At 62.1% G+C, this 25,398-nt stretch carries 24 protein-coding genes and 1 pseudogene; 15 read left to right on the forward strand and 10 right to left on the reverse strand.

The window, feature by feature from the left end; translation table 11 throughout:
* Window positions 1-36 precede the first annotated feature (36 nt).
* Window positions 37-1,080 carry a LacI family transcriptional regulator gene (locus M8997_RS20070; protein ID WP_250019731.1) on the forward strand — a complete coding sequence of 348 codons (1,044 nt, stop codon included), beginning with the start codon at window positions 37-39 and terminating at the stop codon, window positions 1,078-1,080.
* A 36-nt stretch (window positions 1,081-1,116) separates the two neighbouring features.
* On the opposite strand, the gene M8997_RS20075 is transcribed toward M8997_RS20070, so the two are convergent.
* The 4 genes and pseudogenes from M8997_RS20075 to M8997_RS20090 all read right to left on the reverse strand — a co-directional run bounded on the left by M8997_RS20075 (window position 1,117) and on the right by M8997_RS20090 (window position 7,453).
* Window positions 1,117-3,402 carry a DNA translocase FtsK gene (locus tag M8997_RS20075; protein WP_250019815.1) on the reverse strand — a complete coding sequence of 762 codons (2,286 nt, stop codon included), beginning with the start codon at window positions 3,400-3,402 and terminating at the stop codon, window positions 1,117-1,119.
* Window positions 3,403-3,825: 423 nt separating this feature from the next.
* Window positions 3,826-4,809, reverse strand: a pseudogene (gene ftsZ, locus M8997_RS20080) (cell division protein FtsZ); the annotation flags it as partial.
* Window positions 4,810-5,032: 223 nt separating this feature from the next.
* Window positions 5,033-6,031, reverse strand: a complete 999-nt coding sequence (locus tag M8997_RS20085) for an AraC family transcriptional regulator (RefSeq protein WP_250019730.1) — start codon at window positions 6,029-6,031, stop codon at window positions 5,033-5,035.
* Between the two features lie 81 nt (window positions 6,032-6,112).
* Complete coding sequence (locus M8997_RS20090; RefSeq protein WP_250019729.1) at window positions 6,113-7,453, reverse strand: lactonase family protein; 1,341 nt, start codon at window positions 7,451-7,453, stop codon at window positions 6,113-6,115.
* A gap of 105 nt (window positions 7,454-7,558) precedes the next feature.
* Here M8997_RS20090 and M8997_RS20095 point away from each other — a divergent pair, with 105 nt between their 5' ends.
* Window positions 7,559-8,452 (forward strand): LysR substrate-binding domain-containing protein, encoded by an 894-nt coding sequence (locus M8997_RS20095; protein ID WP_250019728.1) that lies wholly within the window; start codon window positions 7,559-7,561, stop codon window positions 8,450-8,452.
* Here the strand turns inward: M8997_RS20095 and M8997_RS20100 are convergent.
* On the reverse strand, window positions 8,442-9,407 hold the full coding sequence (locus M8997_RS20100) for a pyridoxamine 5'-phosphate oxidase family protein (RefSeq protein ID WP_250019727.1): 966 nt from the start codon (window positions 9,405-9,407) through the stop codon (window positions 8,442-8,444). The genes M8997_RS20095 and M8997_RS20100 overlap by 11 nt on opposite strands.
* Before the next feature lie 17 nt (window positions 9,408-9,424).
* Entirely contained in the window at window positions 9,425-10,036 is a 612-nt protein-coding gene (locus M8997_RS20105; protein ID WP_250019726.1) for a glutathione S-transferase family protein, read from the reverse strand.
* Window positions 10,037-10,148: 112 nt separating this feature from the next.
* Between M8997_RS20105 and M8997_RS20110 the strand changes: the two genes are divergently transcribed.
* On the forward strand, window positions 10,149-11,048 hold the full coding sequence (locus M8997_RS20110) for a LysR family transcriptional regulator (protein ID WP_250019725.1): 900 nt from the start codon (window positions 10,149-10,151) through the stop codon (window positions 11,046-11,048).
* Window positions 11,049-11,055: 7 nt separating this feature from the next.
* Here the strand turns inward: M8997_RS20110 and M8997_RS20115 are convergent, their stop codons facing one another.
* Both M8997_RS20115 and M8997_RS20120 read right to left on the reverse strand, forming a co-directional pair.
* On the reverse strand, window positions 11,056-14,121 hold the full coding sequence (locus M8997_RS20115) for a LysM domain-containing protein (RefSeq protein WP_250019724.1): 3,066 nt from the start codon (window positions 14,119-14,121) through the stop codon (window positions 11,056-11,058).
* 188 nt (window positions 14,122-14,309) lie between these two features.
* Entirely contained in the window at window positions 14,310-14,786 is a 477-nt protein-coding gene (locus M8997_RS20120) for a MarR family winged helix-turn-helix transcriptional regulator (protein WP_250019723.1), read from the reverse strand.
* 72 nt (window positions 14,787-14,858) lie between these two features.
* Between M8997_RS20120 and hmgA the strand changes: the two genes are divergently transcribed.
* The 3 genes from hmgA to maiA are packed head-to-tail and all read left to right on the forward strand — an operon-like array spanning window position 14,859 to window position 17,859.
* On the forward strand, window positions 14,859-16,175 hold the full coding sequence (gene hmgA, locus M8997_RS20125; protein WP_250019722.1) for a homogentisate 1,2-dioxygenase: 1,317 nt from the start codon (window positions 14,859-14,861) through the stop codon (window positions 16,173-16,175).
* Window positions 16,172-17,191: a fumarylacetoacetate hydrolase family protein gene (locus M8997_RS20130; protein ID WP_250019721.1), complete on the forward strand. Its 1,020-nt coding sequence runs from the start codon at window positions 16,172-16,174 to the stop codon at window positions 17,189-17,191. The genes hmgA and M8997_RS20130 overlap by 4 nt, the downstream gene beginning before the upstream one ends.
* A complete protein-coding gene (gene maiA, locus M8997_RS20135; protein ID WP_250019720.1) occupies window positions 17,188-17,859 on the forward strand; it encodes a maleylacetoacetate isomerase in 672 nt (223 codons plus the stop codon). Before M8997_RS20130 ends, maiA begins: the two co-directional genes overlap by 4 nt.
* Here the strand turns inward: maiA and hppD are convergent.
* Window positions 17,837-18,949 carry a 4-hydroxyphenylpyruvate dioxygenase gene (gene hppD / locus M8997_RS20140; RefSeq protein ID WP_250019719.1) on the reverse strand — a complete coding sequence of 371 codons (1,113 nt, stop codon included), beginning with the start codon at window positions 18,947-18,949 and terminating at the stop codon, window positions 17,837-17,839. The two genes, maiA and hppD, sit on opposite strands and share 23 nt — an antisense overlap.
* 112 nt (window positions 18,950-19,061) lie before the next feature.
* On the opposite strand from hppD, the gene M8997_RS20145 reads away from it, so the two are divergent.
* From M8997_RS20145 to M8997_RS20165, 5 genes are all read left to right on the forward strand, one after another.
* The gene (locus M8997_RS20145) at window positions 19,062-19,532 is read left to right on the forward strand and encodes an Lrp/AsnC family transcriptional regulator (RefSeq protein WP_371929613.1); all 471 of its coding nucleotides are present in this window, start codon (window positions 19,062-19,064) and stop codon (window positions 19,530-19,532) included.
* Between the two features lie 60 nt (window positions 19,533-19,592).
* Complete coding sequence (locus M8997_RS20150; protein WP_250019717.1) at window positions 19,593-19,871, forward strand: metal/formaldehyde-sensitive transcriptional repressor; 279 nt, start codon at window positions 19,593-19,595, stop codon at window positions 19,869-19,871.
* Entirely contained in the window at window positions 19,868-20,830 is a 963-nt protein-coding gene (gene dmeF, locus M8997_RS20155) for a CDF family Co(II)/Ni(II) efflux transporter DmeF (RefSeq protein ID WP_250019716.1), read from the forward strand. Before M8997_RS20150 ends, dmeF begins: the two co-directional genes overlap by 4 nt.
* 92 nt (window positions 20,831-20,922) lie before the next feature.
* The gene (locus tag M8997_RS20160; RefSeq protein ID WP_250019715.1) at window positions 20,923-21,306 is read left to right on the forward strand and encodes a DUF6152 family protein; all 384 of its coding nucleotides are present in this window, start codon (window positions 20,923-20,925) and stop codon (window positions 21,304-21,306) included.
* Window positions 21,306-21,779, forward strand: coding sequence for a DUF6644 family protein (locus tag M8997_RS20165; protein ID WP_250019814.1), 474 nt, complete (start codon window positions 21,306-21,308; stop codon window positions 21,777-21,779). Before M8997_RS20160 ends, M8997_RS20165 begins: the two co-directional genes overlap by 1 nt.
* Window positions 21,780-21,797: 18 nt before the next feature.
* Here the strand turns inward: M8997_RS20165 and M8997_RS20170 are convergent, their stop codons facing one another.
* Window positions 21,798-22,967 carry an acyl-CoA dehydrogenase family protein gene (locus M8997_RS20170; RefSeq protein WP_250019714.1) on the reverse strand — a complete coding sequence of 390 codons (1,170 nt, stop codon included), beginning with the start codon at window positions 22,965-22,967 and terminating at the stop codon, window positions 21,798-21,800.
* Between the two features lie 174 nt (window positions 22,968-23,141).
* Between M8997_RS20170 and M8997_RS20175 the strand changes: the two genes are divergently transcribed.
* The 4 genes from M8997_RS20175 to M8997_RS20190 all read left to right on the forward strand — a co-directional run bounded on the left by M8997_RS20175 (window position 23,142) and on the right by M8997_RS20190 (window position 25,373).
* Window positions 23,142-23,834: a helix-turn-helix domain-containing protein gene (locus M8997_RS20175; protein ID WP_250019713.1), complete on the forward strand. Its 693-nt coding sequence runs from the start codon at window positions 23,142-23,144 to the stop codon at window positions 23,832-23,834.
* An 85-nt stretch (window positions 23,835-23,919) separates the two neighbouring features.
* A complete protein-coding gene (locus tag M8997_RS20180) occupies window positions 23,920-24,207 on the forward strand; it encodes a hypothetical protein (protein ID WP_250019712.1) in 288 nt (95 codons plus the stop codon).
* Window positions 24,204-24,419: a hypothetical protein gene (locus tag M8997_RS20185; protein WP_250019711.1), complete on the forward strand. Its 216-nt coding sequence runs from the start codon at window positions 24,204-24,206 to the stop codon at window positions 24,417-24,419. The genes M8997_RS20180 and M8997_RS20185 overlap by 4 nt, the downstream gene beginning before the upstream one ends.
* Window positions 24,420-24,584: 165 nt before the next feature.
* Complete coding sequence (locus M8997_RS20190; RefSeq protein WP_256473405.1) at window positions 24,585-25,373, forward strand: NADPH-dependent F420 reductase; 789 nt, start codon at window positions 24,585-24,587, stop codon at window positions 25,371-25,373.
* Window positions 25,374-25,398 lie beyond the last annotated feature (25 nt).

Below are 25,398 nucleotides of genomic sequence, written 5' to 3' on the forward strand. Positions count from 1 at the left end.
GAAGGCCACAACTGTAACGATATAAGCTGAACTTCCATGAATGATGAAGCGAAGGTCACGGGACGAGGCCCTGCGAAGGCCGACGAGCCAATTGAGGCGGAGCGGCCGACATTGAAGACGATCGCCTTCATGGCGGGGCTCGGCGTGACGACCGTATCCCGGGCGCTGAAGGATGCGCCCGAAATCGGCCAGGCGACCAAGAACCGGGTCCGGCTGATCGCCAAGCAGATCGGCTATCGGCCCAATCGCGCCGGCGTTCGGCTTCGAACCGGCAAGACCAACGTGATCAGCCTCGTCCTGAACGCCCAATCGGAAATCATGGGACTTACCTCGAACATGGTCTACGGCATTTCGGAGGTGCTTTCCAATACGCCCTACCACCTGACGGTCACGCCTTACTCCGCCGAGAACGACCCCATGCAGCCGATCCGCTACATAGTGGAAACCGGATCGGCGGACGGCATCATCATGTCGCGCACGGAGCCGGACGATCCGCGCGTTCGCTATCTGACCGAGCATGGCATACCATTTGCGACCCATGGTCGTACGGAGATGGGGATCGAACATCCCTATCATGATTTCGACAATGAGACCTTTGCCGACATGGCGACCAAAAGCCTGTTGGCAAAGGGGCGCAGGCGGATCGCCATGATGGGCGGACCATCGCCTGCGGTCACTTATTTCAGGCATTTGCAGCGAGGATTTCTACGGGCGATCGAGGAGGGCAATGCCACTCCGATCGCCGTTGCCGGCATCGATGTCGATACGGCGCTCGGCACGATCAGGCGCAAGACGGAAGAGGTGATGTCTCGGCCCAACCGGCCGGACGGGATCGTCTGCTGCAGCGGCAGCACGGCGATCGCGCTGGTTGCCGGCATCGAGGCGGCGGGTTTGAAGATCGGTCACGACGTCGACCTCGTCTCAAAGCAGACATCGGATGTCCTGCACTGGTTCCGCCCGGAAATAATCGTCGTCAACGAAGACATTCGCCATGCCGGGCGCCAGCTCGCCCAGGCCGTGTTGCGGCGCATCGAAGGCGCGGACCCGCGCGAATTGCAGAGCCTCAGCTACCCGTTCTGAGGCGCCCGCAACGATCTGCCGCGGGCGCCGTGGTTCTCAATTCTCGCTCAGTATCTCGCGCTTGCCGACATGGTTGGCGGGACCGACCAGCCCTTCCTTTTCCATCCGCTCTACCAGCGAGGCGGCACGATTATAGCCGATCTGCAAGCGGCGCTGGATGTAGGATGTCGAGCATTTCTTGTCGCGCAGGATGATCTTTACGGCCTGGTCGTAAAGCTCGTTGCCGTCCTCGGCAGCGACATTGCCCTTGTCGAATACGGCGCTGTCCTCGCTCTCGCCTTCATCTTCTTCCGTCTCGTCCGCCGTGACGGTATCGAGATAGTCCGGCTGGCCCTGCAACTTGAGATGCGAGACCACCTGTTCCACCTCTTCGTCCGAGACGAAAGGCCCATGGACGCGGGCGATGCGGCCGCCGCCGACCATATGCAGCATGTCGCCCTGACCGAGCAGCTGCTCCGCGCCCTGCTCTCCGAGGATGGTGCGGCTGTCGATCTTCGACGTGACCTGGAAGGATATCCGGGTGGGGAAATTCGCCTTGATCGTGCCGGTAATGACGTCGACGGAGGGGCGCTGCGTCGCCATGATCAGGTGGATGCCGGCGGCACGGGCCATCTGGGCGAGCCGCTGGATGGCGCCTTCTATGTCCTTGCCGGCGACCATCATCAGATCCGCCATTTCGTCGACGATGATGACGATATAGGGCATGGACGTCAGGTCCATTTCCTCCTGCTGATATTCCGCCGCGCCGGTGCCCTTGTCGAAACCCGTCTGCACCGTGCACATGATGGTCTCGCCCTTTTCACGGGCGCTGGCCACGCGCGCATTGAAGCCGTCAATGTTGCGGACGCCGAGCTTGGACATCTTGCGGTAGCGGTCTTCCATCTCGCGCACAGCCCATTTCAGCGCCATGACCGCCTTCTTCGGGTCCGTCACCACCGGCGTCAGCAGATGCGGAATGCCGTCATAGATCGACAGTTCGAGCATTTTCGGGTCGACCATGATCAGGCGGCACTCGTCCGGCGTCAGACGGTAGAGCAAGGAGAGGATCATCGTGTTGATCGCGACCGATTTGCCCGAGCCGGTCGTACCGGCGACGAGCAGATGCGGCATCTTTGCCAGCTCCGCTACCACAGGTTCGCCGCCGATCGTCTTGCCGAGGCAGAGAGCGAGCTTGAACTTGGTCTTGTCGAAATTGTCGGATTCGATCATCTCGCGCAGGAAGACGGTCTCGCGGGCGCTGTTCGGCAGCTCGATACCGATGACATTGCGCCCCGGCACCACCGCGACGCGGGCCGAAAGGGCCGACATCGAACGCGCTATGTCGTCGGCAAGGCCGATCACGCGTGATGATTTCACGCCTGGGGCGGGTTCGAACTCATAAAGCGTAACCACTGGACCCGGCCGGACATGGATGATCTCGCCGCGTATGCCGAAATCCTCCAGCACGCTTTCGAGAAGACCGGCATTCTGCTCCAGCGTCTCCTGCGATATGGTCACCGTATCCTGGGCCGCTTCCTGGAGAAGCTCGACCGGCGGCTTTTCATAGGTGCCGCTCGCGGCCGCGCCGCGCACGTCGAGGCCCCCGACGAGAGCGAGGCGCTTCGGCTGTATCGGTGCTGCCGGCGTGACATGCACGACAGGTTTCGCCTGCTGGACCGGCTCGGCCACAGCAGGTGCCGCCGTCACCACTTCCGGTTGCTGTTCGTGGGCGGCCGCCTCGGCGCGCGGTTCCTCGCGCACTGGCTCCGCTGTTGCTGTCGTTTCGGCCGGCTGGCTCGCCGCAACCGGTTCGGAAGCCTGTTCGGGCTGGGTAGCGGAGGGCTGAGGAATGGCAGGCCGAACCATCTCCTGAGGGTGCCCGACCCGGCATTCCACCACGCGGAATCGAGCCGTTATCGCCTCCGGCGTGAAGGTGATGCTCGGCGCGGGACGCGATTGCAGCACCGGCGGCACATCTGCTGCGACGCCCATGGTTTCGAAGAATGCGAAATCGGAAACGAAGGCAAATGGCGACGGATCGCGCCGGTCGGTTTCGCGGCGGTGCTGGACATTGTTGCTGGCGACGAGCGCGCTGTCGACCGACGGAGCCTTGGCGAGGGAGCGGGGCGGCGCGGGCAGGGGCTGCGGCGCCCGCACCCCAACGTTCTCCGCCGGTATTCCGGTTACGCGCTCCGTCTGTGGTTCCGGCGTTTGCTTGTGCTTCTGCAGGGCGCTGTCGGGCGTCCGGGTAAAGCGCACATTCTCCGAAAGCGAGAACATGCGCTTGGAAATCGGCTCGGCGGGATCAGCGCTGACATAACCTGCATTCTGCAGGCGTTCCATCGGCCGAAACGCAGGCGACGGGGCCATTTGGGGCTTTGCGTCGCGCGGCTTGCGAACGTTAACGGGCGCATAGGACGCGGAAGGTGCGGCCGGACTTGGCTGTGGCCCGGTTCCAGAACCGGCCATTTCGCCAGCCGAAACCTCGTCATCCTCACACTCAATTGATTTTACTGGGAAATTTGTTCTTGAGATTTGCATGATGCCTGCGAACGAACGGAAGGAAGTGGCGTAGTGAACTCCTTTCAAGGAATAAAAAGCGAAGGTTAACAAGTCTCTACCGAGACCGATGAAGTCGATGAAATTTAGATGGTCGATGCCTGCGCACAAGCAAACGGGCGCAGCCGCAGCTACGCCCGTTTGGCCGGAAATGCTTGCGATAGGAGCGAGAGCCTAGGCCTGGTGCCGGGCGAGGATGGTGGCGGGTTGCTGCGCCACCTGACTATGGGCATCGATCCCGGTGGCGACGACGGAAACGCGGAAGACGCCTTCGAGCGCATCGTCGAATGTGGCGCCAAGGATGATGTTGGCCTGGTCGTCGACTTCCTCGCGGATACGGCTTGCCGCTTCGTCCACTTCGAAGAGCGTCATGTCACGGCCGCCCGATATCGAGACCAGGACGCCCTTGGCGCCCTTCATGGATTCGACGTCGAGCAGGGGATTTGCGATGGCGGCTTCGGCCGCCGCCTGGGCGCGGCCCTGGCCCGTGCCTTCGCCCGTGCCCATCATGGCGCGGCCCATGTCGCGCATGACCGCGCGCACGTCGGCAAAATCGAGGTTGATGAGGCCCTCGCGCACCATCAGGTCGGTGATGCAGGCGACGCCCGAAAAAAGCACGCGGTCGGCAATGGCGAAGGCATCGGCGAACGTGGTCGTTGCGCTGGCGACGCGGAAGAGGTTCTGGTTGGGAATGACGATCAATGTGTCGGCGCTGTCGCGCAATGCCTCGAGGCCTTCCTCGGCCATGCGCATGCGCCGCGTCCCCTCAAATGAAAACGGCTTGGTCACCACACCCACCGTCAGGATGCCGGCCGAACGTGCGGCGCGGGCGATGACCGGCGCGGCACCTGTGCCCGTACCGCCACCCATGCCGGCGGTGACGAAGCACATATGGGTGCCGGTCAGGTGATCCATGATCTCGTCGATGCTTTCCTCGGCGGCAGCTCTGCCGATTTCGGGATGAGAACCGGCACCGAGCCCCTGCGTGACATTCGCGCCCAGCTGAATCAGCCGCGTGGCCTTGGACGTCGACAGCGCCTGCGCATCCGTATTGGCCACGATGAACTGGGTCCCCTGCAAATTCTCGCGGATCATGTTGTTCACCGCATTGCCGCCGCCCCCGCCGACGCCGAACACGGCGATGTTCGGTTTCATCTCGGAAATTTCCGGCTTCTGCAGGTTGATCGACATGGTCCAATCCTTATTTCGCGCTGGTGATCCCGTTCAAGATGGAGCGCCTCGTTCCAAGATATGCTCTCGATGAGAATCAAAAATAGCCGATATCCCCGAGCGGCCGCAAAGAATCAGATGGTTGACGGCGACGCAAGCCCTCAATTGTGTCTAAACTCGGCGAAAGCGTGTCTGACGGGTGCGTTTTAGCCGCTTATCCAGCGATAATACCGCCTGCCCGAAGTCAACGGACGGCGTGAATGGCTTCGCGCGCGGCGCCCGGCGGATGTCCCATTATGCGCTTGAAGGCACGGCTGAACGCAGCCTGGGAACCATAGCCGAGGCGGAAGGCCACGGTCTCGATCGCCATCCGGTCGCGGGCGATCCATTGTGCCGCCAGCCGCATGCGGAGTTCGGTCAGATAGCGGACCGGCGTCATGCCCGTCACGTTGAGGAAACGTTCGGCGAAGACCGAGCGCGAACTGCCCATCTCGGCGGCGAGTTCGGCAAGCGTCCAGTTCCTTCCGGGGTCCCTATGCAGCGCGGCGATGACGCGACCAAGGCGCGGATCCCGTAATGCCTCCACCCAACCAGTTGCATCGCCACAGCCGCACTCAACCCATGCGCGCACGATGAAGGCCGAGACGACATCGGCGAGGCGGGCCAGTATGCCGGCGAAACCGGCCCTCTCGCTGCGTGCTTCCCGCTCCATCGCCTCCAGTATCGGCAGGACTTCGGGATAGCGGTCCAGCAATGTGTGAACGAACATGGCCTCCGGCATCAGCCCCACCAGCGGATGCATCGTGCCGAGATCGAACTCCATGCAGCCGCTGAATATCAGGGCATCGGAGGGCTGGCACATATCGGTCGAGCAGGCCCTGATCGCGGTCACGCTGGGGCATAGCGGGGCGCCCTCATAGCCGGCGACATCGCGGCACGGCATATCCGGATGGGACACGAGGTCATGCGCGCCGCCGCGCGGCAGCAATACCGCGTCGCCCGTGTTCATCTCCTCGATACTGCCATTGCCGTAGCGGAGAAAGACCGGGCCGCGCGCGACGAAATGGAATTGCGAGCGTCCCGCCACCGTGCCGTAGCGCAGGCCGAAGGGCGGCGTGATCTGAATGCGGCGGTAGTCAAGACCGTAGAGCCGCATCCCCATCAGGAGCTCGCTGACGAGATCGGGTAGGACAGACGCATCCTTTGGCGCAGACGAATATGGCTCGGACTTACGATCAAGCATGTTCGATTCTATGGCATGGAACGTCCGGCCCGTCCATCCCAATCTTGTTGTCGGCTTGTTGTCGGCTGGTTGCCTGCTCGATCATTGGGCAATTGCGACGTGGTGGAGCCCGTGCGGCATCGGGATTCTCCCGCGGCGCAGCAATGAGGGCGTCTCGCCCTTCACCACCTCGAATACGTCTATTCCGGCGCCTATTCCCTCCTTTTGTCCCTCATGGTCCTGGAACACGGTCACGAGCAGCTTGTCGCCGGTCAGGTCGAAAGTGGCTCCCTCCGGCAATACGCCTTCGAACGGATAATCGCCGATCTTCGCAAGGCCGCCAGTGTCCGGGTCGAGGCTCAGCAGAGAGACCGTCGCCTCGCGCGTAAACCGCGATGAACTCGGTGGAAATGCCGTCGTTCTCATATTGACCGTGGCGACCAGGCGTCCGTCAGGGCTGATCGCAATCCCCTCCGCAGCAATGTCGGATTCCGCATTCTCGACCTTCTCATGTCTGGCTTCGCCCGCCGCCGCCGTCTCGGCGAAACGGATTACTGTCATGCCCGATCGGCGGTCCGGAATACGCCCGTCGAGATCGGTGGCCGAGAAATCCCTTCCCCAGTCTGACGTGATGTAGAAACGCCCGTCCGGAGTGAAGCGGCCAACAAAGGGATCGGCCCCGACATCGACGATATTGCCCCACGGCTTCAGGACATGCCTGCCATCCGCCTCGTCGACGGCGAGGAAGGCGATCCTGTTCTGCGTATTGATATTGATGGCGAGAAAGCGCCCGGAAGGATGCCACTGCACATTCGTCGCCGTCACGCCGCCGCGTGGCGTTCCGGCCGTGCCCTTGATGCCAAGCTCTGCCAGATCGAATGTTTCCACAGCACCGAAACGGCCGCCGGAATAGGTGATGAGTTGCACCAGGCTCGCTTCCCGGGTGTTGGATACGACTGCGATCCGCCGGCCGGAGGGATCGATCGCAAGGGCCTCGGGAAAATCTGCGATCTTCTGCGTATCGGCTTGCCGCGGTGCGGTCTTGTCGGAAAGATCGATGGCGAAGACCCTGTTGCCGGGCCGCAGATCCTTGACGAGCCGCGCATCCTCCGTCCGCTCGGCCAGCCGCTCGGTTACGAAGGCGGTCCGCCCGTCCGCTGTCAGCGCCAGGACTTCCGGCGCAGCGGTGACTGAATTGGAGACCGGCAGTTCCGCCCGCTGCAGCTTGCCATCCACGACACTCAGTATGGACAACACGTCCCGATACTCTGCTTCGCGCGGCGCGAGCACGCCGTTCGCATAGGACTGCGCAACAAAGTCGCCATCCGATATGGCGGCGATGGTTCCTGCCGGGACAGGCGGCAATGCGACACTGGTTTCCTGCGCATGCGCGCTGCCAGCAAGACAAGCCGCAACTGATAACAAGGTCGATAGTCGCTTCATCTCGTACTCCTCGGGCTAGGGTCGAGTGAAAGCTAACGCGAATCGTGATAGGCATCCAATCGCAATTCATGCGATAGTGATAAGCAAACACAATCAGTGATGGCCATGGATATACGCTCGCTGGAATGCTTCATCGTCGTGGCCGAGGAGCTGCACTTTCATCGCGCAGCGGCTCGGCTCAACATCACCCAGCCGGCCCTCAGCCAGCGCATCCGCGCATTGGAGCATGAAGTCGGCGTCGCATTGCTGGAGCGCGACCGACGAAGCGTCTCGGTGACGGCTGCCGGAAGCGCCTTTCTCGGGCCGGCCCGCACGGCCCTCGCCAGCGCCCGGAATGCCGGGGCGGAGGCGTTGCGTGCCGCGCGCGGCGAGGTCGGCCGCCTGAGGCTTGGCTTCACCGTGATCGCCTTTTATGGCTTCCTGCCGGAGGCGGTGCGCGTCTTCCGGGAGCGCCATCCCGATGTGCTTGTCGAACTTGCCGAGATGAATTCGCCATCCCTGGAGGCCGCCCTGGTGGCTGGCAGTATCGACATTGCCATGCTCCACCCGCCGATCGAAATGCCGGGGCTGTCATTGACTGCGATGCCCAGCCAGCGGCTCGTCCTTGCCATGCCGGCCAATCATCCGCTCGCCGCCAGTCCGGTCGTCTCGGTCAAGGATATTGGAGGCGCACCGTTTCTGGCCGCTCCAAGGCATATCGGGCCGCATTTCTACGATCGGGTCATTGCAATGTTCCGGGAACAAGACGTCGCCCTCAACATCGTCCAGGAAGTGTCCCCCATGACGACGCTTGCCGGCCTCGTCGCAGCGGGAGCAGGGATGGGCTTCGTGACGGAAGGGATTGCAGCCCTGCGCCGCCCCGGCATTGTCTACAAATCCGTCACGCCCCAGCCACCGGAGCTGCCGCTTGCCGCAGCGTGGATGGGCAAGGAGCCGACCGCAGTGAGCCGGCGGTTCATGGCCGTGGTCGATGAACTCGCCTGGCCCGCTACGCCCTGACCTCGTTCCAGATTCCCGTTGCGAGGGCATTGGGCGACCAGCCGCCGCTTTCAACGTCAAGGCGCAGCGGCAGAGCATCATATCGACGCTGGATTTTCCGTGGGCGGAACCGCCAGAAAAGTTCGGCGCCTTCGAGATAGGGCATCGTTCGCCCATCGACGATCTCCGCCTCGCCGGTCATTTGCAGCAATTGCCCGTTTTCGACAAAGACCAGTCCGGCACGGCCATTGGCCAGGATATTGCCGAGCGTATTGTAGAAGCGGTTGCCGGTGAATTCGGGGATGGCAAGGCTGCCGTCCTCCTCCAGCCTTATGAAGCCGGGCCGGCCGCCGCGGTGCGAGACATCGACCTGCCGCGCGCCATCCTTGCGATCGACATAGGAAGCGACGAAGAAGGTATCGGCCCGCCCGACGAGCTCGCGCGCGGGCCTGTCGAGTTCGCTCATAAGCTCCGTCGTCCCCGCATAGGGCGCATCCGGATCGGCGACAAATTCCATGCTGCGGAGCTGAATATATTTCGGGCAATTGCCGAAACTCTGTTCCACGCCGATATCAAAGCCGTTGCCGGCGCTGCGTGACAATCTGCCATTCAGCCTGTTGCGCCGCCTTGTGCGCAGGTCGATGCCGAGAAGAGCCACCGGTGCACCATCCTCCATGCCGGCATCGGCCGGATCGGTCGGATCACGCTGCAATTCGACATGCAGGGTTTGCGGGTCAGGCGATGCGAGAAAACCGGGATAGCCGGCCCTCACGCTCGCCCAGACATCTCCGGCCGGATCGACGGCGCCAAGGACTGCCATCGGCAGCAGCGGGTAGAACTCCCGGTGCTGGTCGATAAGCTCGCGGCGAATGACTTTCCTGCCGATCTCGGCCATGCGCTCGGCGACACCCTGGAGCCGCTGCAGCGCGATCTCGCCATCGTGCCAGGGGTCCTGGTCGTTCGCGCCAATTGCCATCGCACCCGTCCTTCTGCTCAGGCCGCGCTTGCGACCGGCGTTTCCACGAAAGGCACGAAGCCCGGCAGATCCTCCACGCGCTTCAGCCATGCGCCAACCGACTGGTAGGGCGAAAGATCGACGCCGCCCTCGGGAGCGCGTGCGACATAGCTATAGAGCGCAATGTCGGCAATGGTCGGATTGCGGCCGACGATCCACGGGCGGGAGGCCAGTTCCGAATTCATCAGCGCCAGGATGTCATGGGCCCTGCCGATGACTTCTTCCGGGCGGAACGGGGCGTTGAAAAGAGTGATCAGTCGCGCCGCGGCCGGACCGAATGCCACTTGCCCGGCAGCTACCGACAACCAGCGCTGCACCAGCGCGGCGCTGGCGGCATCCTCCGGCAGCCAGTCCGTCCGACCGAACTTCTTGGCGAGATAGACCAGGATCGCGTTGGAATCCGCGATTACGGTCTCGCCATCGACGAGCACCGGAATCTGGCCGAACGGATTGAGCTTGAGAAAGGCGTCCGACTTGTGCTCCCGGCCCTTCAGATCCACTTCGATCAACTCGTAATCCGCCTGGAGAAGAGCCAGGAACAGGTGCGCCCGATGGCAGTGGCCCGAGATGGGATGATAATAAAGCTGCATGGCTGGCCTCCTTCGATAGTTGCTGCGTGAAATCTGATTGCTTTCTCTCGTCAACTCAATCCATATGTAATGCAGTTCACTATTGCATATTCTGAAATAATGGAGGCATGGGATGGACCGCCTTGAGGCCATGCGCATATTCGGATCCGTGGCGGAACATCAGGGTTTCGCCAGCGCCGCCAAATCGCTCGGCATGAGCGCCGCCAGCGTCACCCGCGCCGTGGCATCGCTCGAGCAGGCCATCGGCGCGCGGCTGCTGATCCGGACGACGCGATCCGTAAAGCTGACGGAGGTCGGCTACCGCTATCTGCAGGACAGCCGGCGAATTCTCGCCGAGGTCAAGGAGGCCGAGGCCCAGGCTGCCGGTAGTTTTTCGGCGCCGGCAGGCACGCTGACGTTGACCGCGCCGGCGCTGTTCGGCCGGCACTACGTGCTGCCGATCCTGCTCGAATTTCTCGACCTGCATCCGGCGATCAATGTGCGGACGGTATTTGTCGACAGGGTCACCAATCTCATCGACGAAGGCATCGACATTGCGGTGCGGATCGCGCACCTGCCGGATTCCGGCCTGAGCGCCTCAAGGGTGGGCCATGTCACCCGGGTCATGTGCGGGGCGCCATCCTATTTCGAGGCCCATGGCGTGCCGCAAGTGCCGGATGATCTACGTGCTCACCGGTTGATCGCACGCATCGGCATATTCGGCGCGCAGGAATGGACCTTTGGCCGAAACTCGGAAATCCGCGTTCCCGCAAACAGCCGTTTTGTCTGCAACACCAATGACGCGGCGATCGATGCTTGCGTCATGGGGTGGGGCATATCGCGCTTCCTTTCCTATCAGGTGGCGCCGGATATCCTTTCGGGCAGGCTGCAGCGCGTGCTGGCTGAGTACGAGGAGGAGCCGGTGCCCATCCACATCATCCATGCGGAGGGGCGCACGGCTTCCGCCCGCGTGCGGGCCTTCGTCGATTTCGCGACGAAGCGCCTGCGTGCCAATCGCCACATCAATGGCTGACGCCAGCCTAATTGGGCGGGAAGATCGACGTTTCCTTTGGGCGATGATACTTCCCCGGGAAGTTATAGCCATGATAGAATGCCCATAGACCGACGCCCCTGAGGCTCATCGTCTCGGTATAGTGGCTATTCATCGCCCCCGGTCCGGGAAACGGCGCATCCTTTGGCTGCCAATCCGGGGGAGGCGGGGGTGCCTTCCCCAGATCTTCAAGCGGCACGCCGATTTCGCGTCTCGGATAGGAATAGGGCTTGTTGAAGCGATAATCGTTCGGGAAGGTCATCGCAAACCCTCCGGTCTTGCCGTTCTTGTCATATTCGTCGGCCACGGTTTCCAGCGCCTGGATGAACTCGGCCGCCGAATCCTTGCTGAGCGTGTTCAGGTAGTTGACGACAGACGGCCCATCCGTCTCGCACCACCTGCGGGCAAATTCGTCGATTCTCGACGGCATATCCTCCTGATCGGCGATCAGTTCGGCGATTTCCGGCCGGATATCTGCGCCTTTCAGGTAGTTTTCGGTGTCGGTTTCGCGCTGATTTTCTGCTTTCCAGCTGCCATAGGCCATGTTGGCGATCGATGCGACCACTGTAATCGCCAGCGAGGCGGGCGTCACCCATTTCGGCGTCGCGAAGAAGGCAACCATTCCGTCCGCCACCGTCTGCACGCCAAAAATGGCGGCCTCCGCATATTTGCCGTCCGACAGGTTCGAGACCGTATAGGCCGCGTCGATGCCGACCCAGCCCTTGAGGTACATGCCGGTCGATTTCGTCCAGAGATCGCGCTCCACCTTGACGAAGTCCGTCAGTTTGTCGATACGCCCGCCCTGCATCTTCGGGTTGAGCGCTACGGCTGCCTGACCGAGACCGCCAAGGAATTCAGCACTGTGCCGCGCCGTCGCCGTGGAGAAGGCGAGGCCATAGGCGGTGCCCCAGAAATCCTTGTTCTGGAACATGGCATCGACATGGAAGCCGCCGAGGATCGAGCTGGCGAAGCGGTAGTTGAAGCCGAACCTGGTGGTGGAGTTGAAACCGCCGACGGGCTTCGGCCCACCGCTGGCGCTCGGGCCGGCGGACGGACCTTTCGGCGCCGGTTGCCCGGACTGCGCGGCATAGCGGCTCGAATCGTGGATCTGGCTCATATTGCGTCCGGCAATATCATGGGTCAGGTCCAGCCCGGCGCGAAGGGTCCACCACGGCGTCACGCCCGGCAGATCCGGCCGCTCCACACGCGCATCGTTGGTCGAGATCCTCACCACCTCGTCCGATCCCATGTCGAGCGCAAAGCCGAGGCTTTCGCGCTTCTCCTTGTCGTCGTCGGCCTTCGACAGCGTATCCTTCAGGCCCTTGAAGTTCTCCAGATCCTTCAACTGGTCGTCATAGGCCGAAACCGCTGCCTGCGCCCGCCAAAGCGCGCGGCCATCCTCCTGGACCGTCGCCAGGCTGTCATCGAATTTCTTCGCACCTTCCGGATTGCCCTCGCGCGCCGCCTTCATGGCCGCGGGCTTGTCGGCATCGGTGACCAGTTTGCCGGGGTTCTTCTCCAGCGCGATGAACGGTTCCCTTGCCTTGCCGAAGGCGTCCACGTCATGCTGTGTCCTGTCGCGCAGTTGCGCGATGCCTTCCTTCGCCGATTTCGCCAGCCCATCCGCATAGTCGGTCCGCTTGAGGCTCTTCATCTGTGTCGCGGTCGCCAGCGTGAGGACGGTTCCGTTGCGCTCCGATACGACCCATTCGAACGCCTTGGTCACATCGTGGATCGGCCGCTCGCCGGTCTCGTATTTCATGTCGTCATAGTCCGGCAGCGCCTGGGCCAGCGTAAACGAAACCTTCTTGATGGCGTCTTCGCCCTTGTCGGACCCCGCCGCCGTTTCATAGGCCGCCGAAAGATCGCCCAGCACCGCGACGAATGTATTGTCGCTGCGCATGTCCTTGTCCTTGCGCGAATGGTCAAGGAAGGCCTTGTCGCCCTTCAGCAGGTCGGCGACATTGCTGGTGGAGTTCGGCGGCAGTTTCTCCCGCGCCTCGGTGCCAAGATCGGTCGCTACCTTGGTCATCGTCAGGTCGGATGCCAGCAAAATACGCCCGGCGAGCTCCGAGGGAACGCCCTCGGTCTGCTTCCTTGCCTCGAAGGCGGCGGCAGGTGCACCGCCGCGCTCGTAAGCCTCGTCTATGAGCTTGGCCGGCTTGTCGACCAATTCCCGCTTCGTCGCCGCATCCAGCGCCTTGTAGTAGTTCTCATCCTTGGGCCCGAAATTGGCGAGCGTCAGCACGCGCCCCGTGACATCCGTCTGCCGTTGGTCCGGGCTCTTGCCCTTGCCGATCTCCGGAAGCTGCCTGGCTGCCTCGTCGGTGACGGCCGCCCACGCCTTGTCCGCTTCCTTGCCGGCATCGTCCGCCTTGTCGGCTGATGACTTGTCGCCCTTGGCGACCGCTTCCTTCAACGAGTCGGCGGTCTTCTGCTTCGCCTGCGCCGTTTCCGTCAGGGCCAGCAGATTATCGAAGTTCTCCGGCGTCCTGCCCACCGCCTTCAATTCGCTGCGCACCGCATTGGCGGCACTGTCGACGATGGTATGAAACCGCGTCTGATCCGGCGTGCGATCCTTTATCTCCCTGACCGCCGCATCCAGGGCCTTCTGCGGCGCGCCGCCCTCGCGCGTGACATAGCGCAACTCGGTCTCGACCAGCGGCTTGAGGCTCTGCCAGGCCTCGTCGCGCATCGCTTGCGCGCCATAACCCTTCGGCAGCTTCTTGATTCCGTCGAGCGCTTTCATCTGCTGTTCAAACGCGTCGGTGCGCACGGGATCGAGAATGTTGATCTTCGTGCCGGCATCGATGATGTTTTCATTCTTGATGATCGGATTGGCGCGCAGCAGGTTCGTCACGCTCGTATTGGACTCCTGCGAAATCTGCGCCAGCCTGTCGCCGTTCTCGATCGTATATTGCGTCTGTCCGGTCGGACTCCTGCTCGGATCGACCGGCCTGGTCGCGCTTTCCTTCAGTATGGCATCGAAACGAGCTTCGATATCCGACGATGTTCTCCATACACGGCTGAATATGCTGTTCGTGCCAAACGACATGGCTCCCTCCCCAATGCGTGACTGAATGCGCAATAGGTCGGATTCGACTTCAGATCAACAAGTATACAATCATATATTATTTCCATGCTGACAGATTTGATGATAAATTGTATCATTACATCAGATGTTCATGCAGTTTTATTATCGGCATCCAGTATTGTATCATTACAATACTGAACTGATCCGCATTACTCCGGACGCGCAGCACGCCAGCCATATTGCTTGATGCAATCTTCCAGCGCTGCCAGCGCCTCGGAGAGATGCCTCGCCTCCACGCCGCCGATACTGCTCAGCAGGCGCCGTTGAAATATCTGGGCCGACGCTGCGAGCTTGTCGTAGGCGCTCGTTCCGGCCGGCGTCAGTTCGAGATGCTCGATACGCCTGTCGGTCTCGTCCCGCGCGCGCTTCAGCCAATGCCGTTTTTCGAGCCCCTGCACCGCACGGCTCACTTTTGTCTTGTGCATCGACGAATGCTGGCCGATCTCCCTGGCGGTGCGCGAACCGAACTGGCCGAGCGTCGCCAGCACGCGCCATTCGGGGCGGGTGAGACCATATTCATCGCGATAGTGGCGTGCAAATCCCTGGCTTATGCCCTCGGCGACCTTGTTCAGCCGATAGGGGATGAAGTCCTCGAGAACCAGCGGTTCCTGCCCTCTGCCGGCCATGCCCGATCCTTCCTGTTGATGGTTACAAAATAATAGTCGCAAATGTAACCAGTTTCAGCGGGAGGAGCTACAATGAACCTTTCCTACATGCCGGGTTTCGGCAACGACTTCGAAACGGAGTCCCTTCCGGGCGCCCTGCCGCAGGGGCAGAACTCGCCGCAGCGCTGCGCCTATGGGCTTTACGCGGAGCAATTGTCCGGATCGCCCTTCACCGCCCCACGCGGCATCAACGAGCGGTCCTGGCTTTACCGGATCAGGCCATCCGTCAAGCATAGCGGCCGCTTCCGGCGCCGGGAGCGGAACACATGGAAAACCGCTCCCAACCTGAACGATCACGAGCTTCCCATCGGGCAGCTGCGCTGGGACCCGACGCCGATGCCCGGGCAGCCGACCGACTTCCTCGCCGCCATCCGCACGATCACGACGGCGGGCGATGTCCACGGCCAGACCGGCATGGCCGCCCACGTCTATACCGCCAATCAGGACATGGAGGACGACTATTTCTTCGATGCGGATGGCGAACTGCTGCTGGTGCCGGAGAAGGGGAGGCTCCATGTCTTCACGGAGATGGGCCGCATCGAGATCGAACCGTCGGAAATCTGCGTGATACCGCGCGGCATGATGTTCAAGGTCGCGCTGCCCGATGGCGAGGCGCGCGGCTATATATGCGAAAACTATGGCGCGAAGTTCACCTTGCCCGATCGTGGGCCGATCGGCGCCAATTGCCTCGCCAATCCGCGCGATTTCAAGACGCCGGTCGCCGCCTTCGAGGAGAAGGAGACACCCTGCCGGCTGCATGTGAAATGGTGCGGGAATTTCTACGAGACGGTGCTGGACCACTCGCCGCTCGACGTCGTGGCCTGGCACGGAAATTATGCGCCCTATAAATACGACCTGCGCCATTTCTCTCCGGTCGGCGCGATCCTGTTCGATCATCCCGATCCGTCGATCTTCACTGTACTGACTGCGCCATCCGGCGAGGAGGGGACGGCGAATGTGGATTTCGTCATCTTTCCGCCCCGCTGGCTGGTGGCGGAACACAGTTTCCGCCCGCCCTGGTATCATCGCAACGTCATGTCGGAATTCATGGGACTTATCTACGGCCAGTACGATGCCAAGGAACGCGGCTTTGTTCCGGGCGGCATGAGCCTGCACAACATGATGCTCGCGCATGGGCCGGATGCCATGGGCTTTGAAAAGGCCACCCGCGCCGATCTCCAGCCGCAGCGACTGAAGGATACGATGGCATTCATGTTCGAAACCCGGTTTCCGCAGCATCTGACGCGTTTCGCCGCCGAACTCGGCTCGCGGCAGGACGATTATGCCGATTGCTGGAAGGACCTGAAGAAGCGTTTCAACGGCACGCCCGAGGGAGACTGGTCCGAATGAAACTCGCATCACTCAAGGATGGCACGCGCGACGGACGCCTGGTCGTTGTTGCGGCGGACCTCGCTTATTGCACCGACGCGTCGCACATCGCACCGAACCTGCAGGCCGCGCTCGACGAATGGAGCAGCCTCGCTCCGAAATTGCAGCAATTGGCCGGGAGCCTGCGCAACAATGCGGTGCCGATGGAGCGTTTTCACGAACATTCCGCGCTATCGCCGCTGCCGCGCGCCTATCAATGGGCGGATGGCTCCGCCTATGTCAATCATGTGGAGCTGGTGCGGCGGGCGAGGGGGGCCGAGCTGCCGGCATCGTTCTGGTCCGATCCCTTGATCTATCAGGGAGGCTCCGACAGTTTCCTCGCACCCCGCGAACCGATCCCGCTCGCGGACGAGGCACACGGGCTCGACATGGAGGGGGAGGTGGCGGTCATCGTCGGCGATGTCCCCGCCGGTATCTCCATCGACGACGCCCGCGCATCGATCCGGCTGGTCATGCTGGTGAATGACGTCAGCCTGCGGGGGCTCATTCCGGCCGAACTCGCCAAGGGTTTCGGCTTCTTCCAGTCAAAGCCCTCATCGGCGTTTTCCCCGGTTGCGGTGACACCGGACGAGTTGGGCGATGCCTGGGATGGCGGCAAGGTCCACCTTCCCCTGCATGTCGATGTCAATGAGGTCCCGTTCGGCCGCGCCAATGCCGGGATAGACATGACTTTCGATTTTCCGGCCCTCATCGCCCATGCCGCCAGAACGAGGCCATTGGCCGCCGGCACCATCATCGGGTCGGGCACGGTGTCGAACAAGAAGGATGGAGGGCCGGGCGCCCCCGTCGAGGAAGGCGGAGCGGGCTATTCCTGCATCGCCGAACTGCGCATGATCGAAACCATACGCGGCGGGATGGCAACGACGAACTTCCTGCGCTTCGGCGACATCGTGCGCATCGAGATGAGGGACCGCGCCGGGCATTCCATATTCGGCGCAATAGAGCAGCAGGTGGTGCGCCGAGCGGTGCGGCAATGAGCGACGATATCGTTCTCTACGATTACTGGCGCTCCTCGGCGAGCTACCGCGTGCGCATCGCGCTGAACATGCTCGAGCTGGAACATGAGACGGTTGCCGTGGACCTGACGCGCCACGAGCACCGGGAAGCGCCGAACCTCCAACGCAACAAGCAGGGCTTAGTGCCGACGCTGGCTATGGATGGGCGCTTTCTGACGCAGTCGCTCGCGATCATCGAATATCTGGACGAGGTCTATCCCGCTGCGGGGTTTCTGCCGCATGTGCCCTGGGAACGACAAAGGGTGCGGGCGCTCTCGCACGCCATCGCCATGGACATCCACCCGGTCTGCAACATGAGCGTCGTTGTTCATGTGATGGGGCTGGCCGCGGATGGCGAGGCGGCAAGGCTTGAATGGATGCGGACGTTCATCGGCGGCGGGCTGACCGCATTCGAAGCGATGCTCGCCGAGTACGGCACGGGTCTCTTCTGCCATGGCGACAGGCCGGGCATGGCCGATTTCTGCCTCGTCCCGCAGGTTTACAATGCGCGGCGGTGGGGCGTGGAGATCGACCATCTGAGCCGGATCGGCGCCATCGTCGACCGCTGCATGGCGATTGACGCCTTTATCGCGGCCCATCCCGACAATGTGAAACCCCCGGCCGATGCTATTCCGCCGCGTCGGCCTTGATGACGCCACGCCGAATCTGGTCCTCCTCGATCGATTCGAAGAGCGCCCTGAAATTGCCTTCGCCGAAGCCCTCATCGCCCTTGCGCTGGATGAATTCGAAGAAGATCGGCCCGATGACGGTCCTGGAGAATATCTGGAGCAGGATCCTGGTCATGCCGCCATCGACGACACCTTCGCCGTCGATGAGGATGCCGTGCTTCCTCATCCGATCGATGGGTTCGTCATGCCCGTTCACGCGTTCATGCGACTTCTCGTAATAGGTCTCCGGCGGGCCGGGCATGAATTTCAATCCATTGGCGGCCAGCCTGTCGGTGGCATCGTAGATCGCTTCCGTGCCGACGGCGATATGCTGGATGCCTTCGCCCTTGTACTTGCGCAGATATTCCTCGATCTGGCTCTTGTCGTCGGTCGATTCGTTGAGCGGTATGCGGATCTTGCCGCAAGGCGAGGTGATGGCCCGGGAGACCAGACCGGTGAAGCGGCCGGCAATGTCGAAGAAGTGGATCTGCTTGAAGCCGAACAATTCGCGGTAGAAAGCCCACCATTTGTCCATATTGCCGCGATAGACATTGTGCGTCAGGTGATCGAGGTAATAGAAGCCGACGCCTTCCGGCCTCGGGTTCCGTTCGCCGATCCATTCGAATTCGTCATCATAGGCGGAAGCCTCCGCGCCGTATTTGTCGATGAAATAGAGCAGCGAGCCGCCGATGCCGATAATGGCGGGAACGTTCAGCGCCTTGTCGTCACCCGCATAGGGTTTTGCTCCCCTGGCAACGGCATGATCGAAAGCATGCCGTGCATCGACGACCCGCCAGGCCATGGATGGAGCACAGGGCCCGTGTTCGCCGACGAACTTCATCGCGTGGGACCGGGGCTCGGCATTGATCAGATAGTTGATGTCGCCCTGGCGCCAAAGCTCGATCTTCTTCCGCTTGTGGCGCGCTATCCTGGCATAGCCCATTCTGGCGAAGAGCGCTTCCAGTTCTGCCGGTTCCGGATGAGCGAATTCGACGAACTCGAACCCATCGGTTCCGGCCGGGTTGTTTGCATCAATGGTCGCCTTCGGTGCGTCATGCGGAAATGGGCCCATCTTCTTCCTCCATATTCAAGAGGAGTATGGCGCAGACCGGTCGCAATGTGTTTGCATTCTGGCCCGCTGGAAGTAACAATTATGCATGAATCACGCATGGATTGGCGAGTATATGCAAATGATCGAACATCTGGATACGCAAGACCGCAAAATTCTGTCCCTGCTGCAGGAGGATGGCCGGTTGACGAACAATGAATTGTCGGAACGCATCAATCTCTCGGCGTCGCAATGTTCGCGGCGCAGGACGCGGCTGGAGGAGGAGGGCTATATTCGCGGCTATCGGGCGGAACTCGATCGCGAGAAGCTCGGCCTTGGCATCGTCAACATCATCTCGGTGACCCTTGCCACGCATAATCGCGACAATGCCCGCCGTTTCGCCGATCTCGTTGCGAAACTGCCGGAGATCATGGAAGCGCATGCCCTGACCGGCGAGATGGACTACTTCATCAAGGTCGTGACGCCGGACTTGCGGACGCTTTCGGCCTTCGTCAACGAGGTGCTGCTGCCGCACGAATCCGTCCAGAACGTCAAGACGGCCATTGTCCTCGATACGCTGAAGGAGGACGGGCGCCTGCCTCTCTGACGGAGACAAGCGCCAAGGCACGGTTGCCTTTCATGCAAATATAGGGTAGGGGGGTATAGTATGAGCCATACGACAAAGAACAAGGCCGCGCTGCTGGGGCGGGTTCGACGCCTCAAGGGGCAGATGGAGGCCGTCGAGCGCGCGCTGGAGGCGGAAGCTCCCTGCGGCGAGATTCTCAATCTGGTCGCTTCGGTACGCGGCGCCATCAATGGCCTGATGGGTGAACTGGTCGAGGACCACATTCGGATGCACGTGGTCGATCCCGATACCGAAACGGACAAGGTGCGCTCGCAGGGTGCGGCGGACCTCATAGAAGCCCTGAGGAAATATCTGAAATGACACAGCTTGATGCGACGTCCGATGCTCACGGCCATGGCCACGTCTTTCTTGGCGACGATCACGAGCGCAATGAACGCAGGACCTGGTTCGTCATCGCATTGACGGCGACGATGATGGTCGCCGAGATCGCGGCGGGAACGATGTTCGGCTCCATGGCGCTCGTGGCCGACGGCTGGCATATGTCCACCCACGCGGCGGCGCTGCTGATCGCGGCGCTGGCCTATCTTTATGCGCGGAGGAATGCGCGAAATCCCCGCTTCACCTTCGGCACCGGCAAGCTCGGCGACCTTGCGGCCTTCGCCAGTGCGGTCGTGCTGGCGCTTATCGCGCTTCTCATCGGCTGGGAAAGCCTGCTGCGTCTCTCCAATCCCATCGAGATCAGTTTTCCGCAGGCGATTTCGGTCGCGGTCATCGGCCTGCTGGTCAACCTGGCCTGCGCCTGGCTGCTGCGCGACGATCACCACCACCACGGCCATGATCATGGGCACGACCATCATGCGCACGATCATCATGAGCACCACGCCCATGGCGGCGACAACAATCTGCGCGCCGCCTATATGCACGTCCTCGCCGATGCCCTGACCTCGGTCCTCGCCATCGTCGCGCTGCTGGCCGGCAGCGTCTATGGCTGGCTCTGGCTCGACCCGGCCATGGGCCTCGTGGGCGCCGCCGTCATTGCGCGATGGTCATGGAACCTCATTCGCGATGCCGGACGGGTGCTGCTCGACTATATTCCACCGAGCGAGGATCTGCCTGACGAGATCCGGGCCGCCATCGAGAGCGACGGCGACCGGATCACCGACCTGCACGTCTGGCAGCTCGGCCCCGGCCATCATGGTGCCATCGTCGCGCTCTTGAGCGACGATCCGATGCCGCCATCGGCCTATCGCGCCAAGCTGGCCCATATACACGATCTCTCCCACGTCACCGTGGAAGTCGAACCACGCCTCGCGGCCTGAAGGACCGGCTCCTCACTCAAGAGTGATCGCGCATGGGCGGCCGGCTGTGGTTTGATCGCCATTGCGACCATATCCGCAAGGAGGAGATCACGATGTTCAATGCGAAACATATTGCGGGCGCCGGACTTCTGGCCTTGTGTTCCGCAACGGCGGCCATGGCCCATCATGGCTGGTCCTGGGCGGAAGGCGAGCAGACCGAGCTGACCGGCATCATCCGCACGGTCTCGTTCGCGCCGCCTCATCCTTCGCTTTCCGTGGATGCCAATGGCGAGAGCTGGCAGATCGATCTCGGCAATCCGCGCCAGACCGAACGGTCCGGCTTCCGCGAAGGCGCCGCCAAGCCCGGGGATGAAGTCAACGTTCTCGGCAACCGCTCCCTGGACAAGAACGAGAAACGGATGAAGGCGGTCCGCATCACCATCTCGGGCAAGAATTACGACATGTACCCGGATCGCATTAAAACGACCGGGGAATGATCTGGCCCGTCCTCGAATGGCTTGGACAGACGCCGCCTGCGCTGGCGCTCGCCCGCAATTCCACGCTCTACATGCTGGTGAACGCAGCACATATCCTGTCGATATCGGTGCTTTTCGGGGCAATCCTGCCGCTGGACCTGCGACTTGCCGGCCTGTTCCGGCAGCTGCCGCTGACCCATGTCGGGCCGTTCCTTGCCGGCTTCGCCGCAGTCGGCGCCGCCTGCGCCATATTGACGGGTTTCATGCTTTTCAGCGTGCGGCCGGTCGTCTACGCGCAAAATCCGGCCTTCCTCGCCAAGCTCTGCATCCTCGCCATTGGAACAGTCAACGCCGTGGCGCTCCATGCGGGCAAGGGCTGGCGGGCCGCGATAGAGGATGGCGAGATCTCGACCATGGTCCGCACCGGCGCTCTCATCTCCCTGGTCGCCTGGCCATCGGCGGTCGTCGCCGGGCGCTGGATCGGCTTCCTGTGAGCCGACCCAGCTGCTGGCTTAATATATCTCCGCGACCGACTGGCCGAGCGCCATCGCGCCGGCATAGCGCGCCTGTTGACTGGGCTGAAGCGGGTGATAGCGCGCGCCCTGCACATCGCGGAAACAGCGCTCCAATCCATGCGACCGGTAGAAACCGGCGCCGCCCGCCAGTTCCATCGCGAGTTCGGTGGTCTCGATCGCATGCCGCGCCACCAATGTCCGGCCGATCATGACGTCATTGACGGTTTCGGCCGAAGGCGCATTGCGCGCCACCGCTTCCAGCATCGAGCCATGGGCGATCCGCGCGGCCTTCAGCGCCGTATCCATTCGCCCGGCAAGGCAAAGCAAATGGTCCGCCGGCGGCCGTTTCCGCACGAGATCGACAGCGATATCCCGGGCGCGCTCGGCAACGCCGAGATAGACCGCATAGATCAGCGGAAAGGCGATCGTGGCGATGACCTGGAAGAGGGGGTGCCATTCCCCGGCCCGCCGGCTGAAGGCGACACTCGCATCCGGGACGAAAAGCCCGTCGATGATCACATCGTTCGATGCGGTGCCGCGCATCCCGAGCGTATGCCAGGTCTCTTCGACGCGGACTTCCGCGGCCGCCATGGGCACGCCGAAATGCACGACCGTGCGCGCGCCGTCGGCGCCTTCATGGATTGCGCCGGTCATCAGGATCGTGCCGGCCTCCGCGCCGGACGTGAAGGCCTTGCGTGCATTGATGCGATAGCCGCCTTCGACCTTTTCCGCCGTGCCGGAGCCGCCGATCCAGTCCGAGCCGCCGCTGGACAGGAGGATGATGCGCTCGGACGCAACCCGCTTCAGCAGCGGCGCAACCGCCTCCACCTTCTGGTGCCGCCACCGCCAGGCGGGTATCGCCACCTGGTGCGTGTGCATCGAAAAGGCGAGGGCGGTGGAGCCGCATGCCTGCGCCAGGGTGCGCAGCATTTCGGCAAGCTCCGGAACTTCCGCGCCGCGGCCGCCGAGTTCGCTGGGCACGGCGGCTTCCACCAGCCCCGCCTGTTTCAGGAGCGCGTAGTTTTCATCGGCAAAACGCTCCTCGGCATCGAGCATTCCCGCGCGGGCCGCGATGGCCGGTGCAAGCGTCTTCGCAATATCCACCACGCTCAGTTCTTCGACGGAAGCCTTGTTGGCGGTGGCTGTAACATTCGACAGGTTGGACATGTTCTTTTCCTTTGTTGTTCCCCCAGGGCCGATGATGCGCCTGCTCCGGTCCGCTTTCCAGTTCAGGAACTGTACCAGGCGTCCCGAAAGGGCGACCGCACCCGATCGAGCTAATTGGCTCCGGACCGGAACTGGACTATGGTTGTCGCTGCGCGATGCAGGAGGAGGCCTCGAATGCAAGATCGCGGCGGGTACGGCCAGTTTTGCCCCGTATCCATGGCATCTGAAATCCTTTGCTGCCGGTGGACAACTTTGGTTGTCCGCGAACTGCTCTGCGGCTCGACGCGTTTCAGCGAGTTGCGGCGCGGAGTGCCGCGCATGTCGCCTGCCTTGCTGTCCAAACGGCTGAAGGAGCTGGAACGCGCAGCCATCATCACCAGCCTCCGCAAGCCGAACGGCGTCGTCGAATATCATCTCTCCGAAGCCGGCGAGGAACTCCGCCCCGTCATCGTCGGGCTTGGTACCTGGGCGCAGAAATGGATGGAATCGCGGCTGTCGCTGAAGAATCTCGATGCGTCGCTGCTGATGTGGGACATGAGGCGCAACCTCGACATAAGGCATCTGCCGCAGCGCCGCTGCACGATACAGTTTCTGTACCGCGAGCTCACGCCGAACGACAGAAGCTGGTGGCTGGTAGTCGAGCAGGGCAAGGTGGACCTGTGCAATTTCGACCCCGGCTATGAACTCGACCTTCAGGTGCGCAGCTCCCTCCGTTCCATGACGGCGATCTGGATGGGCTTGTCCACCGTCGGCCACGAGACCGATCTCGGCGAAATCGACGTGGAGGGCGATCCGGCGCTTGCCCGCTCCATCCAGGCCTGGCTCGGGCTGAGCACATTCGCCAAGCTGCCAAGGCAGGTTCAGTAGCAGGTCGTCGTGTTGATATTGCCCGGGCTTGAATTGCCATTATCAACGTATTATCATGTGCATGACATTATCATGAGGACCAGCCATGGAACACGTGCAGCAGACGGCAACGGAGAGGGTGACCACCCTTATGACTGTTTCGGAAAAGTCGACTTTGGAATCGAAGGCCAAGCGGGCGGGAATTTCTGTGGGAGAATTCGTGCGGCGGTCGGTCGATTTTTACGACCCGGATGAGATCGCCGCGCTGGCACAACTCGCGGATTTTGCCGAGGCGTTGCAGCGGAGCAATCTGGAAGCGTCCGAGGCGCTTGATCGCGCACTGGCAAGCATAGAGACGACGCGCAGGCAGCTGGACAAGGATCGTGCGGCATGAGTGCGATCAAGGATATCCTGGCGGGCCTCAAGACGGCAATCGAGCTGAATGGAAAGGTCGTGTCCGTAGCGAACGCCGTGGACCGGCTGGCCACCGACATGCGCGACTTCGACCGCCGCCTCGTACGGGTCGAAACCGTGATCGAGATTTCCCGGCCTGATGGTTCGGTCCTGCGAATTGCGCGCAACCCGGATGCGGGCGAGGGCGGTTAGCAGGCAGTTCGCGCTCGCTCATTAAAATCCATCCCAAAATCTGCTTCCCGAATCTCGTTGCGATGACCGAGAAGGTGACACAGCGACATTTCTACTTTGCAGAAATAGGACATTTTAACTTTGCGCTTACACCCCGTCGGGCATCAAAGTCAGATAATCTGTCTTATGGAACAGAAGAGCGGTAGGCAGCACAACAGGAGCACCAGCATGAAAATCGGCATTATCGGAATTGGCCACATCGGTAGCACTCTCGCCCGTAAGCTCGCATCAGCGGGACATGAGGTCCGGGTGGCGAACTCGAAGGGAGCCGACGCCGTCAGGCCATTCGCCGACGAGATCAGAGCCACTGCGACGGACACGAAGGGCGCGATCTCCGGCGCGGACGCGGTCATTCTTTCAATTCCGCTTCTCGCCATCGAAAACCTGCCCAGGGACCTCTTCAAGGACCTACCTGTCAACGTCCCGGTCATCGATACCAGCAACTACTATCCGGGCCTGCGTGACCCGCAGATCGCCGACCTCGACGCAGGCGAGGTGGAAAGCGTCTGGGTCTCCAGACAGATCGGTCGCCCCATCATCAAGGCCTTCAACAACATCCTTGCGTATTCCCTGGCGGAACTGGGCCAGCCCGAGGGTACACCCGGTCGTCTGGCCGTGGCGGTCGCAGGAGACGACGACGCCGCGAAGAAGATCGCCATGGCAATAACGAACGAGGTTGGGTTCGATCCGGTCGACGGCGGATCGCTCGCCGAATCCTGGAGGCAGCAGCCGCTGACACCCGGATATTGCTGCGACTTCGACGCCCCCACCATGCGCAAGGCGCTCGACGCTGCAGTTGAGGGTGAGGCACCCACGAGATGGCCGGTGTTCAAGAGCAAGATGGCAACGCTGGGGCCGGACGCGACTCACGAGGACCGCGTGGCGATGAACCGTTCGTTTGCACCGCTTCGATGACGCAACAGCGTCCTCTATTCGATCT

Source organism: Phyllobacterium sp. 21LDTY02-6, from assembly GCF_023554255.2.
Taxonomy (GTDB): Bacteria; Pseudomonadota; Alphaproteobacteria; order Rhizobiales; family Rhizobiaceae; genus Phyllobacterium.

Bases quoted from the DNA above. Each gene is read 5' to 3' on its own strand.
- M8997_RS20070 (WP_250019731.1), top strand. From the start codon at position 37: ATGAATGATGAAGCGAAGGTCACGGGACGAGGCCCTGCGAAGGCCGAC.
- M8997_RS20075 (WP_250019815.1), bottom strand. From the start codon at position 3,402: ATGGAACGCCTGCAGAATGCAGGTTATGTCAGCGCTGATCCCGCCGAG.
- M8997_RS20085 (WP_250019730.1), bottom strand. From the start codon at position 6,031: ATGCTTGATCGTAAGTCCGAGCCATATTCGTCTGCGCCAAAGGATGCG.
- M8997_RS20090 (WP_250019729.1), bottom strand. From the start codon at position 7,453: ATGAAGCGACTATCGACCTTGTTATCAGTTGCGGCTTGTCTTGCTGGC.
- M8997_RS20095 (WP_250019728.1), top strand. From the start codon at position 7,559: ATGGATATACGCTCGCTGGAATGCTTCATCGTCGTGGCCGAGGAGCTG.
- M8997_RS20100 (WP_250019727.1), bottom strand. From the start codon at position 9,407: ATGGCAATTGGCGCGAACGACCAGGACCCCTGGCACGATGGCGAGATC.
- M8997_RS20105 (WP_250019726.1), bottom strand. From the start codon at position 10,036: ATGCAGCTTTATTATCATCCCATCTCGGGCCACTGCCATCGGGCGCAC.
- M8997_RS20110 (WP_250019725.1), top strand. From the start codon at position 10,149: ATGGACCGCCTTGAGGCCATGCGCATATTCGGATCCGTGGCGGAACAT.
- M8997_RS20115 (WP_250019724.1), bottom strand. From the start codon at position 14,121: ATGTCGTTTGGCACGAACAGCATATTCAGCCGTGTATGGAGAACATCG.
- M8997_RS20120 (WP_250019723.1), bottom strand. From the start codon at position 14,786: ATGGCCGGCAGAGGGCAGGAACCGCTGGTTCTCGAGGACTTCATCCCC.
- hmgA (WP_250019722.1), top strand. From the start codon at position 14,859: ATGAACCTTTCCTACATGCCGGGTTTCGGCAACGACTTCGAAACGGAG.
- M8997_RS20130 (WP_250019721.1), top strand. From the start codon at position 16,172: ATGAAACTCGCATCACTCAAGGATGGCACGCGCGACGGACGCCTGGTC.
- maiA (WP_250019720.1), top strand. From the start codon at position 17,188: ATGAGCGACGATATCGTTCTCTACGATTACTGGCGCTCCTCGGCGAGC.
- hppD (WP_250019719.1), bottom strand. From the start codon at position 18,949: ATGGGCCCATTTCCGCATGACGCACCGAAGGCGACCATTGATGCAAAC.
- M8997_RS20145 (WP_371929613.1), top strand. From the start codon at position 19,062: ATGCAAATGATCGAACATCTGGATACGCAAGACCGCAAAATTCTGTCC.
- M8997_RS20150 (WP_250019717.1), top strand. From the start codon at position 19,593: ATGAGCCATACGACAAAGAACAAGGCCGCGCTGCTGGGGCGGGTTCGA.
- dmeF (WP_250019716.1), top strand. From the start codon at position 19,868: ATGACACAGCTTGATGCGACGTCCGATGCTCACGGCCATGGCCACGTC.
- M8997_RS20160 (WP_250019715.1), top strand. From the start codon at position 20,923: ATGTTCAATGCGAAACATATTGCGGGCGCCGGACTTCTGGCCTTGTGT.
- M8997_RS20170 (WP_250019714.1), bottom strand. From the start codon at position 22,967: ATGTCCAACCTGTCGAATGTTACAGCCACCGCCAACAAGGCTTCCGTC.
- M8997_RS20175 (WP_250019713.1), top strand. From the start codon at position 23,142: ATGCAAGATCGCGGCGGGTACGGCCAGTTTTGCCCCGTATCCATGGCA.
- M8997_RS20180 (WP_250019712.1), top strand. From the start codon at position 23,920: ATGGAACACGTGCAGCAGACGGCAACGGAGAGGGTGACCACCCTTATG.
- M8997_RS20185 (WP_250019711.1), top strand. From the start codon at position 24,204: ATGAGTGCGATCAAGGATATCCTGGCGGGCCTCAAGACGGCAATCGAG.
- M8997_RS20190 (WP_256473405.1), top strand. From the start codon at position 24,585: ATGGAACAGAAGAGCGGTAGGCAGCACAACAGGAGCACCAGCATGAAA.